Below are 11568 nucleotides of genomic sequence, written 5' to 3'. Positions count from 1 at the left end.
ACCAGTAACGCATAAAAAAGAAGAGGCTGAATGCTATACCACTTATTTGAATACCTGAGCCAACACTACCAGATCCCCGGGGCCGGACTTTTCCAGTTCCTCTCTTTCCGGGCGGCTATGGCTGTAATATGCTCCCTGCTTATATCCACCATTTTCGGGAAGTATATCATTAATCTTCTTCGCAGGCAGCAGGTGGGTGAAACCGTGAGAGACCTCGGGCTCGAAGGGCAAACGGAAAAGGCGGGTACGCCTACCATGGGGGGGATCATCATTATCCTGTCTACCCTGGTGCCAGTATTGCTCTTTGCCAAACTGGACAATATCTATATCATCGTACTGCTCATCACTACCATATGGATGGGAACCATCGGTTTTGTGGACGACTATATCAAGATATTCAAAAAGGACAAGGAAGGACTTAAAGGAAGGTTCAAGGTGCTGGGACAGGTAGGACTGGGGATTATCGTGGGAGCCACGTTTTATTTTCACCCGGAGGTCACCGTCAAGGAGGGGATCAGTGCCGATTATGCACAGGTTGTTTCTGCCGAAACACTGGCCGATACCGGGGAGGAAGAAAAATCGACGACGACCACTATTCCCTTTGTGAAGAACAACGAACTCGACTATTCGAGGATCATTGCCTGGGCTGGCGATAATTACAGGGATTATGCGTGGCTGATCTTTATCCCCATAGTCATCTTTATCGTTACGGCGGTGTCCAACGGGGCGAATCTGACCGACGGAATAGATGGCCTTGCAGCAGGGTCGTCTGCGATTATCGTCATTGCACTGGGGATTTTTGCCTGGGTTTCGGGAAACATCATATTTTCCGACTACCTGAACATCATGTATATCCCCAGGGTCGGGGAGATCTCGGTGTATATCGCCGCTTTTGCAGGGGCGCTTGTAGGTTTTCTGTGGTATAACACCTATCCGGCCCAGGTGTTTATGGGAGATACCGGAAGCCTGACCATAGGCGGCATTATCGCGGTAATAGCCATAGCAGTGCGCAAGGAACTGCTTATTCCGGTATTGTGCGGGATATTCCTGGCCGAAAACCTTTCGGTGGTACTGCAGGTGAGCTATTTTAAATATACCCGGAAAAAATACGGTGAAGGCAGGCGCATTTTCCTGATGTCGCCCCTGCATCACCACTATCAGAAAAAGGGATACCACGAGAGTAAGATCGTAACCCGTTTCTGGATTGTCGGTATTATGCTGGCGGTGATAACGATAGTGACCCTTAAGGTCAGATAGCCGGGTGTGCAAATGACAACAGTGAAAGTAAAAGAAGCCTCTGGAATGAAAAAATTAATAGTGCTGGGAGCGGGAGAAAGCGGGATAGGGACAGCGATCCTGGGGAAAAAGGAAGGCTTTGAAGTGTTTGTCTCAGACCGGGGAAAGATAGGCCCGGAGTACAGGAACGTTCTTGAACAGTATGAAATATCGTGGGAAGAAGGCAGCCATGATGCAGGCAGGATACTGGAAGCAGACCTGGTGATGAAAAGCCCCGGAATACCGGATGGCGTGCCATTGGTGCAGGAGTTGACGGGCAAGGGAATCCCGGTGATCTCGGAGATAGAATTCGCATCGCGGTATACCGGGGGGATGCTGATAGGGATCACGGGAAGCAACGGGAAGACCACAACCACCATGCTTACCCATCATTTGCTTCGCAATGGCGGACTGGATGTGGGGATGGCCGGGAATATAGGGAAAAGTTTTGCCGGTATGGTGGCCGAAGATGACAAGGAGTTCTTCGTGCTGGAGATCAGTAGCTTTCAACTGGACGGTATCAGGGAATTCCGTCCGCATATAGCCGTGATCACCAATATCACCCCGGATCACCTGGACCGGTATGACAATGATTTTGAACGTTATATCGCTTCCAAGTTCCGGATCGCGATGAACCAGACCGAAGACGATTACCTCATTTACGATGCGGATGATGAAGTGATTACGGACTGGCTGAAAAAACACCCGGTGCGATCGGTATTGCTGCCTTTTTCACTGGAAAAGGAAATCCCGCAGGGGGCCTTTGTAAAGAATGATAAAATAATATTAACCATAGATAACGAACAGAGCATTATGTCTACAGACACATTAGTATTGGAAGGGAAACACAACGTCAAGAATACCATGGCGGCTTCCCTGGTAGCCCACCTGGTAAAGGTGAGAAAACAGACCATCAGGGAGAGTCTTGAGAACTTTCAGGGGGTGGAACACCGGTTGGAAAAGGTGCTGAAAATACAGAATGTTCAGTATATCAATGATTCCAAGGCTACTAATGTCAACGCGGTTCACTATGCGCTGGACAGCATGTCGGCACCTACGATATGGATCGTAGGCGGGCAGGATAAAGGGAATGACTATACGGTACTGATGCCCCTGGTACGTGAAAAAGTAAAGGCTGTCATATGTCTGGGGATCGATAATTCCAAGATCATAGATGCTTTCGGCAGGGTGGTAGACCTGATGGTGGAAACACAGTCTATGGAAGAGGCGGTAAAGATAGCTTACAAGATAGCAGAGAAGGGGGATAATGTACTGTTGTCTCCTGCCTGTGCCAGTTTTGACCTGTTTGAGAATTACGAAGACCGGGGCAATCAGTTCAAGGAGGCTGTAAAACACCTGTAACCTTGTTTCGGGAGAGTACAGAAAAAGAGATACCATGCAGAGTCTGTTTAAAAATATCAAGGGAGACCGGGCCATCTGGGCTGTAGCCGCACTTTTGGCCATTCTGTCGTTCCTGCCTGTGTACAGTGCGAGTTCCAACCTGGTTTATGTGGTAGGATCGGGAACGACCGTAGGGCACCTGCTGAAGCACGCCATGCTTTTGCTGCTGGGCTTCGGTATTATTTTCGGTGTACACCGTATCCCGTACAGGTATTTCAAGGGGCTGTCCATTATTGTCATGCCGGTGGTGTTTTTGCTGCTGGTGTATACCCTTGCCCAGGGAACGACCATCGACGGGGCGAATGCCAGCCGGTGGGTAAGGATCCCCTTTGTGGGCGTGAGTTTTCAGACCTCGACCCTGGCAACGGTTGTGCTGCTGATCTATGTGGCCCGGTACCTGTCCAGGATAAAGGACCGGGAAGTTGCTTTCAAAGAAACCGTAGTCCCGCTGTGGGCACCGGTATTCCTGGTTATGGCCCTGATACTTCCGGCCAATTTTTCCACTACGGCCATACTCTTTTTTATCGTGCTGCTCCTGTGTTTTCTCGGAGGGTACCCGGTAAAATACCTGGGGGGCATAGTGGCTGCCGGGATATTCAGCCTTTTCCTGTTTATCCTGGTCAATAAGGCTTTCCCGGACCTGTTGCCCAACCGGATCGATACCTGGGTAAACCGGATCGAGAATTTTGCCAACGGAGAAGATACCGAGGCTGATTACCAGATCGAGAAGGCCAAGATCGCCATTGCCACCGGGGGGGTGCTGGGTGTAGGTGCCGGAAAAAGCGTAATGAAGAATTTTCTGCCCCAGAGCTCTTCCGATTTTATATATGCCATTATCGTGGAAGAATACGGCCTGGCAGGAGGCTTGCTGCTCCTGTTTTTGTATATGCTATTGCTGTTCCGGATTGTTATCGTAGCCTATAAGGCCGATACCGTTTTCGGAAAATTGCTGGTCATAGGTGTGGGGCTGCCCATCGTGTTCCAGGCGCTGATCAATATGGCGGTGGCGGTAGAGCTGTTTCCGGTTACCGGGCAGAACCTTCCGCTGATAAGTACGGGGGGTACGTCGATCTGGATGTCATGTCTGGCCATAGGCATTATTCTCAGTGTAAGCGCGAGGAGGGAAGAAGCGGCGACAGTAGCGGAAAGGGGAGCAGTAACAGAAGAAGAACAAAATCCGTTAGAGGTTTTAAGTGGACAACTATAGGTTTATCATATCAGGAGGAGGAACAGGCGGGCATATTTACCCGGCCATAGCCATAGCTAACGAGCTGAAAGCGCGTTATCCCGGGGCTGTTTTCCTGTTTGTCGGGGCAAAAGACCGTATGGAAATGGAGAAGGTGCCCAGGGCGGGTTACGATATCGAAGGCCTGTGGATATCCGGGATACAGCGGAAACTTTCGCTGAAGAACCTGTTGTTTCCCCTGAAGCTGATCAGCAGCCTGTGGAAAGCCCGCGGTATTGTCAGGAGGTTCCGTCCCGATGTGGTGGTGGGGACCGGCGGGTTTGCCAGTGGCCCCCTGCTCAGGGTAGCTTCTTCACGGGGAATTCCCTGTGTACTGCAGGAGCAGAATTCATACCCGGGCATTACCAATAAGCTGCTCGCTAAAAAAGCGCGGAAAATATGCGTGGCCTATGACGGACTGGAACGCTTTTTCCCAGCAGACAAGATCGTAAAGACCGGGAATCCTGTACGGCAGGACCTGCTGGATATTTCCGGGAAAAGGGAAGAAGCCATGAGGTTCTTCGGGCTGGACCCGCAGCGCAAGGTATTGCTGGTGCTGGGAGGCAGCCTCGGCGCCAGGGCGATCAACACATTGACACATGGCCACCTGGCCTTTTTCGACAGCCTGGGGATACAGCTCCTGTGGCAATGCGGCACCTTGTATTACGAAGAATTTAAGGGGTATGCGAGCAATACGGTTCACATACACCCGTTTATCAACGAAATGGCCCTGGCCTATGCAGCGGCCGATATGGTGATATCCAGGGCCGGGGCCGGGTCGGTCTCGGAACTGAGTATTGTGGGAAAACCGGTGATATTCGTACCGTCGCCACTCGTAGCCGAAGATCACCAGACCAAAAATGCACAGGCGGTAGCGAATGCCGATGCTGCCATCCTGATCAGGGAGAAGGACCTGGACAGGGATTTTGAAAAAGAATTCAGTACCCTGGCAGGATCGGAGGACAGGCAGCGGCAACTGGGAGAGAATATCAGGAAGCTGGCCCTGCCGGATGCCACTTCCGACATTGTTGACGAAATAGAACGATACCTGAAGAGACAGGATTAAAGCAGGACCGTAAATGGAGGTAAAAGACATACATAACGTTTATTTTATAGGGATCGGAGGCATAGGCATGTCGGCCCTGGCCAGGTATTTCCATTTTATCGGTAAGGAGGTGGCCGGTTATGACAGGGTCCCTTCCGATATTACGGCCGGGCTGGAGGAAACGGGGATAACGGTGGCTTATTCGGATGAAGAGCAGGAAATTCCGGATGCCTTTCGCAACCCGAAGCATACCCTTGTGGTCTATACCCCGGCAATACCGGAGAACAGTGTGTTGTTACACTATTTCAGGGCCGGCGGCTTTCGGGTAAGCAAGCGGGCGGAAGTACTCGGGTATATTACGGCGGATACCTTCTGCTATGCCGTGGCGGGAACGCACGGTAAAACCACCACTTCGTCCATTCTGGCCTATCTGCTGCGGGAAACCGGTACCCGCCTCACTGCTTTTCTGGGAGGGGTTTCGGAGAATTTCAACAGCAACTTCCTGATCGAGGGAGAAGAGGTCACCGTTACCGAAGCCGATGAGTTCGATCGCTCGTTCCTGCACCTGTCGCCCGATATAGCCTGTATCACCTCGGTAGATGCCGATCATCTCGATATTTACGGGAGCAAGGCCGAGATGGAAAAGAGCTTCCGTGATTTTTCCGGGAAGGTTAAACCCGGAGGAAAGCTGATCGTGCGTTACGGCCTGCCTTTCGAGGGGGTGACTTACGGATTTGAAACCGCTGCCGCTTATGGCCTGGAAAATATAAAGATCACCGGAGGACGCTATGTTTTTGACATCCGTATGCCCGAAGGAAAGGTAAGCGGAGTGACTTTCGGAAAACCGGGAAAACACAACCTGCTGAACGCACTGGCAGCATTTGCCATGGCCGTGGAAGGAGGTGCCTCTCCTGAAAAGACAGCAGAAGCCCTTGCCGGGTTTAAGGGAGTGAAACGGAGGTTTTCTTACCAGTTGAATACCCCGGAGGTGGTTTATGTGGATGACTATGCCCACCATCCGGCCGAAATAGAAGCCGTGCACCAGGCGGTAAGGGAAATGTACCCGGGAGAGAAGGTGCTGGCGATATTCCAGCCTCACCTGTACAGCCGTACCCGTGATTTTATGAAGGAATTCGGGAAAAGCCTGTCCGGGTTCGACCAGGTGGTCCTGCTGGATATCTACCCGGCGAGGGAACAACCTATAGAAGGGGTGACTTCGGAAAAGTTGTTGGGCGAAGTTTCGCATAACAATAAACAGCTTGTGAGCAAGGAAGCCCTGCTGGAAGTCCTCGAAAATACCGGTGCCCGGATTGTACTGACCATGGGAGCAGGGGATATCGGCGTAGAAGTGCCGCGGATAAGGCAGATACTGGTCCGCAGATACGGAATAGCACTATAAGAAAGACAATGATAAGATGAAACGAATACTAATATATCGGTTGTAATGCGAAAGGCAATCCACATCATAAAATTATTCCTGGTGATGGCAGTACTGGTATTTTTGTACTCCTTTGCCAATCACAGGTATGAGAGAAAACCCGTAAGCGGGATAGACATTGTATTTCTGGACGGAGACAACCTGTTCGTTACCCATCAGGCGGTTAATAAATTGTTAATACAAAATGCTGACACCGTACCGGATATACCTAAAGAAAAATTAGTTTTGAATAAGTTGGAGGGTATACTTAACTCCGACGAAATGATACAGGAAGCCCAGGTTTATATGACTGTAAACGGGCAACTTGGTGCGAGAATCAAGCAAAGGGAACCCATTGCCCGTGTTACGGGTAAGACCTCTTATTATATAGACAGGCAGGGGAAGCGCATGCCGTTGTCGCCGGTGCATGCGGTACGGGTACCGCTGGTTACGGGGACTGTTGATGAAGATGTGCTGGAGGAGGTGTATACCCTGGTGAAATATATAGACGGTGATGCTTTCCTGAACAGGAATATTACGGGCATTCACAGGGAGGTATCCGGGTATAAACTCCGGATGCGGGCGGACGACTTTACTGTGATCCTGGGAGAAACAGACCACCTGGAGCAGAAGGTCGTTAATTTTAAGGCGTTTTATCACAAAGCATTAAAGGATCATTCCCTGGATAAGTATAAGCAGATAGACCTGAGATTCAACAACCAGGTGGTGTGCACCAAAAAATAAGTTATGGGACAGGAGAAATACGGAATAGGACTGGATATAGGGACCACGAAGATCGTGGTTATGATAGGCCGTAAGAATGAGTACGGAAAGATAGAGATACTGGGTATTGGAAAAGCCAGGAGCCTGGGCGTACACCGCGGGGTGGTAAGCAATATTACCCAGACGATACAGTCTATCCAGCAGGCGGTACAGGAGGCAGAGAACAATTCGGGCAAGCGTGTGGACGAAGTAGTGGTAGGCATAGCCGGGCAGCATATCCGGAGCCTGCAGCACAGCGACTATATTACCCGTCCCAATTCTGATGAGGTGATCGATGAGCTCGATGTGGAGCGGCTTTGCAACCAGGTGTACAAACTGGTCATGCTCCCCGGCGAGGAAATCATACACGTGCTTCCGCAGGAGTTTAAACTGGACGGACAGTCGGAGATCAAGGAACCCGTAGGAATGTATGGCGGAAGGCTCGAGGCCAATTTTCACGTAGTGGTGGGGCAGGTTTCCTCCATTCGGAATATTGGCCGCTGTGTAAAGAGTTCCGGGCTGGAGCTGGCCGGGATCACACTGGAACCGCTGGCCTCGTCTAATGCGGTGCTCAGCCAGGAGGAAAAAGAAGCGGGAGTGGCCCTTATCGATATAGGGGGCGGAACCACAGACCTGGCCATTTTCAAGGATGGCATTATCCGTCACACAGCCGTAATCCCTTTCGGGGGTAATGTGATTACCGACGATATCAAGGAAGGCTGCTCCATTATAGAGAAACAGGCAGAACTGCTCAAGATCAAGTTCGGATCGGCCTGGCCCGGGGAAAACAAGGACAATGAGATCGTCTCCATTCCCGGATTACGCGGCAGGGAACCCAAGGAAATTACACTGAAGAACCTGTCCAAGATCATCCATGCCAGGGCCGTGGAGATCATAGAGCAGGTGTATATGGAGATCAAGAATTACGGCCATGAGGAACAAAAAAAGAAACTCATAGCCGGGATCGTGCTGACAGGAGGCGGCAGCCAGCTGAAACACCTGAAACAGCTGGTGGAGTACATCACCGGGATGGATACCAGGATCGGCTACCCCAATGAACACCTGGCCGGTGATTCAGACCCTGAAGTAGCCAGTCCCGTATATGCTACGGCAGTGGGGCTGGTGATGAATGCCCTCGACCGGCAGAGCAGATTTGTCGCCGAAGAGCAAAACACCGAAGAACACAACCAACAGGAAGAATTATCCCGTAAACCAACCGATGAGCCCGAAACGATATCGAAACCGAAGAAGGAACGCAAGTCTTTCCTCGAAAAATGGTCCGATAGAGTAAAAGATTTTTTAGACAATGCCGAATAGCAACGTATTGGCTGAAGAAAAAGTATTAAAACCTGTAAACAATTATTATGAGTAGCAACACAGATTTTGGAAACATCTCGTTCGACATGCCCAAGAACCAGAGCAATGTGATCAAGGTAATAGGCGTTGGTGGCGGAGGAAGCAATGCGATAAATCACATGTTTCAGCTGGGGATCAAAGGAGTCGATTTCGTAGTGTGTAATACGGATTCACAGGCACTGGACAACAGTTCCGTGCCCAATAAAATACAACTCGGGGTATCTCTCACAGAAGGGCTCGGAGCCGGTGCCAATCCCGATGTGGGGGAAAAAGCGGCCATAGAGAGCTTCGAAGAGATCAAGGGCATGCTGGACAGCAATACCAAAATGCTCTTTATCACTGCCGGGATGGGTGGTGGTACCGGTACGGGGGCAGCGCCCATCATTGCCAAGATGGCAAAGGAGCTGGATATCCTTACCGTGGGGATCGTCACCATTCCTTTCCAGTTCGAAGGAAAAACCCGTAACGAACAGGCCCGAAGGGGAGTGGATAACCTGAGGAGCCACGTAGACTCACTGATCGTGATCAATAACAACAAGCTTCGGGAGGTATATGGTAATCTGGGCTTCAAGGCAGGTTTTTCCAAGGCCGATGAAGTGCTGGCTACGGCTTCACGGGGTATTGCGGAGGTCATTACCCATCACTATACCCAGAATATCGACCTCAGGGATGCCAAGACCGTATTGTCTAACAGCGGTACTGCCATTATGGGATCGGCTGCGGCTACAGGAGGAAGCCGGGCCCAGGACGCCATTGTCAAAGCGCTCGATTCGCCCCTGCTGAACGACAATAAGATTACAGGTGCCAAGAACGTACTGCTACTTATCGTTTCTGGCGGCGAGGAAATCACTATTGACGAGATAGGCGAGATCAACGACCATATCCAGAACGAAGCCGGGCACGGTGCCAATATTATCATGGGTGTGGGAGAAGACGAATCTTTGGGCGATGCCATTTCAGTAACCATTATTGCTACGGGTTTTGATATAGAGCAACAACACGAGATCGTAAATACCGAGGCCAAGAAGATCATACATACCCTGGAGGACGAGCAAAGGGCCATTCAGGACCTTTCCCCGGACAAGACATCCATGACGATGAACTTTCCCGGAGAAACCGGCCCGGCCCGGAACCAGGAACAACCCGCGGTAAGGCATACCCTTACGGAAAATGACGGCCCGGACCTGGTATCTACTACCGATATCATCAGGAATATGGATGTGATATACGATGAAGTCTATGCCAGGGAAGAGGATTTTGTGATCATAGATACCACGGAACACATCAGGAATATTGAGGTTGAGGCTGAAGAGATCAGGTCGGCGCCGGGGGAACCCCAGCAGCAGACCACACTTTCTTTTGATATGCCTGTGAACAAACCGGCAAAAGAAGTTAACAGGCCGGCAACACCGGCAAAAAAGCAATCTGAACAATCCCAAACCAGGACTTTTGAGCTCAATACGGACGACGCCCGTAATTACGATGTCAAAGATCATGTAGAGGTAGTTCCGGTTACCGAAGTATCGGAAGAAGGAGTACGCCGTTACAGCCTGGACGATTATATGGAAGTGGAAAACAGGCTGTCTAATGCCAGCCCGAAATCTTCGCCCGGAAATGAGGTGACCGACCAGGAACTGGCCATGGAAAAAAAGGTGGTCAGTACCCCGGAAGAAAATGCGGCATCACAGGAAGTAGATCCCTTTAACACATCGATAGAGGAAAGCCTGAAATTAAGGGCCGAAGAGCGCCGGAGGAAACTCAAGGAGTTTAATTACAGGTTTAACAACAGTGTCTCGAAGATCGATGAAATAGAAAAACAGCCCGCATATAAAAGGCTGGGGGTAGATCTCAGTGAAAGGAGTTCAGGCGACGGTACCTCGAGGATTTCGGTAGGAAATGACAGCAATGAGGATATACAGTTGCGGACGAACAACTCCTTTCTTCACGATAATGTAGACTAAAATAATCCATAACCTTACCGGCCGGGTATAAGGCAGGGAGGTATCCGCAGTTAAACGCCATGTCTTTTACGGGATTATGGCGTTTAACTGTTTTATGGGGTAAAAATTCCGTATTTTTGCCCCCGGTATTGTAATTCTTTCTTATATTCGCACACCGGATTAAAAACGCAAGAGATGAGTCTGCAAAGCAAGGTCATGGAAGAGATGAAGACAGCGATGAAAGCCAAGGATACCGTGTCCCTGGAAGCATTGAGAGCTGTTAAATCGGCATTGTTGCTTGCACAGACCGAAAGCAGCGCAAAAGAGCTCACGGAGGAGGATGAGCTGAAGATGTTACAGAAGCTGGTAAAGCAGCGAAAAGACAGCGCAGCCATCTATACGGAACAGGGAAGAGCAGACCTGGCAGAGCCCGAACTGGCCCAGGCTGCCGTTATAGAGAAATTCCTGCCCGAACAGCTCAGTGAGGAAGATATTGCAAAAGTGGTGGAAAAAGTTATTGCTGACACCGGCGCCCAGGGTATGAAAGACATGGGAAAGGTAATGGGAACAGCCACCAGGGTGTTGGCCGGAAAAGCAGATGGCAAAGTGGTCTCTGCAATTGTAAAGCAGAAGCTTGCACAATAAAATGCCCGTAGAGAAAGTATCTGAAGTCGGGTGTTGGAAGAGAATTTATTAGTGAAATATTGAAACAAAAATAAACCTGTGATAAATGAGATTTCATTTTCCGGGTCATGGCTCCGTAGTTCAACTGGATAGAATATCAGATTTCGGCTCTGAGGGTTGGGGGTTCGAATCCCTCCGGGGTCACTATTAAGAATTCAGATTCTTTACAAAACCACGTAATTCCTATTGAATTGCGTGGTTTTCAAGTTTTTGGGCGTTCATTTAATATGATGTGATTTCGAACCATTCCCAATTGTTGTGTTTATGCAAAAATTGTGGTTAATCTGAATAAGAAGAATTCTACATTTCTAACCTCTCTAAACTGTGCCCTAAAACAACGGGCTTCAATAAAAGATAGGAGTTCATCGATGTTAGAGAGGAGAATCTTGGATATTTCGGAGTGACCATGCCACGGATTTCGGAGGCATAGTGCCACCTGGAAAGATACTACAATGATATAAAA

The 11568-nt window shown here is 49.9% G+C and carries 9 protein-coding genes and 1 tRNA gene; all 10 read left to right on the top strand.

Annotated features, from left to right (window positions below; all coding sequences use genetic code 11):
* Positions 1 to 30 precede the first annotated feature (30 nt).
* Entirely contained in the window at positions 31 to 1257 is a 1227-nt protein-coding gene (mraY, locus tag DN748_RS00055; protein ID WP_112369723.1) for a phospho-N-acetylmuramoyl-pentapeptide-transferase, read from the top strand.
* Between the two features lie 45 nt (positions 1258 to 1302).
* A complete protein-coding gene (gene murD / locus DN748_RS00050) occupies positions 1303 to 2637 on the top strand; it encodes a UDP-N-acetylmuramoyl-L-alanine--D-glutamate ligase (RefSeq protein ID WP_112369722.1) in 1335 nt (444 codons plus the stop codon).
* A 34-nt stretch (positions 2638 to 2671) separates the two neighbouring features.
* Positions 2672 to 3883, top strand: coding sequence for an FtsW/RodA/SpoVE family cell cycle protein (locus DN748_RS00045; RefSeq protein WP_112369721.1), 1212 nt, complete (start codon positions 2672 to 2674; stop codon positions 3881 to 3883).
* Positions 3870 to 4967 carry an undecaprenyldiphospho-muramoylpentapeptide beta-N-acetylglucosaminyltransferase gene (gene murG / locus DN748_RS00040; protein WP_112369720.1) on the top strand — a complete coding sequence of 366 codons (1098 nt, stop codon included), beginning with the start codon at positions 3870 to 3872 and terminating at the stop codon, positions 4965 to 4967. Before DN748_RS00045 ends, murG begins: the two co-directional genes overlap by 14 nt.
* A gap of 13 nt (positions 4968 to 4980) precedes the next feature.
* The gene (murC, locus tag DN748_RS00035) at positions 4981 to 6345 is read left to right on the top strand and encodes a UDP-N-acetylmuramate--L-alanine ligase (protein ID WP_112369719.1); all 1365 of its coding nucleotides are present in this window, start codon (positions 4981 to 4983) and stop codon (positions 6343 to 6345) included.
* 45 nt (positions 6346 to 6390) lie between these two features.
* On the top strand, positions 6391 to 7107 hold the full coding sequence (locus DN748_RS00030; protein WP_112369718.1) for a cell division protein FtsQ/DivIB: 717 nt from the start codon (positions 6391 to 6393) through the stop codon (positions 7105 to 7107).
* A gap of 3 nt (positions 7108 to 7110) precedes the next feature.
* Complete coding sequence (gene ftsA / locus DN748_RS00025; protein WP_112369717.1) at positions 7111 to 8442, top strand: cell division protein FtsA; 1332 nt, start codon at positions 7111 to 7113, stop codon at positions 8440 to 8442.
* A 47-nt stretch (positions 8443 to 8489) separates the two neighbouring features.
* Positions 8490 to 10442, top strand: a complete 1953-nt coding sequence (gene ftsZ / locus DN748_RS00020; protein WP_112369716.1) for a cell division protein FtsZ — start codon at positions 8490 to 8492, stop codon at positions 10440 to 10442.
* A 174-nt stretch (positions 10443 to 10616) separates the two neighbouring features.
* Positions 10617 to 11066, top strand: a complete 450-nt coding sequence (locus tag DN748_RS00015; RefSeq protein WP_112369715.1) for a GatB/YqeY domain-containing protein — start codon at positions 10617 to 10619, stop codon at positions 11064 to 11066.
* A 109-nt stretch (positions 11067 to 11175) separates the two neighbouring features.
* A tRNA-Arg gene (locus tag DN748_RS00010) sits at positions 11176 to 11249 on the top strand.
* Positions 11250 to 11568: the final 319 nt, after the last annotated feature.

It is taken from the genome of Sinomicrobium soli, assembly GCF_003285545.1.
GTDB lineage: Bacteria > Bacteroidota > Bacteroidia > Flavobacteriales > Flavobacteriaceae > Sinomicrobium.
Note: the sequence above shows the minus strand (reverse complement) of the source record. Positions and strands in the feature narration are given on the sequence as shown.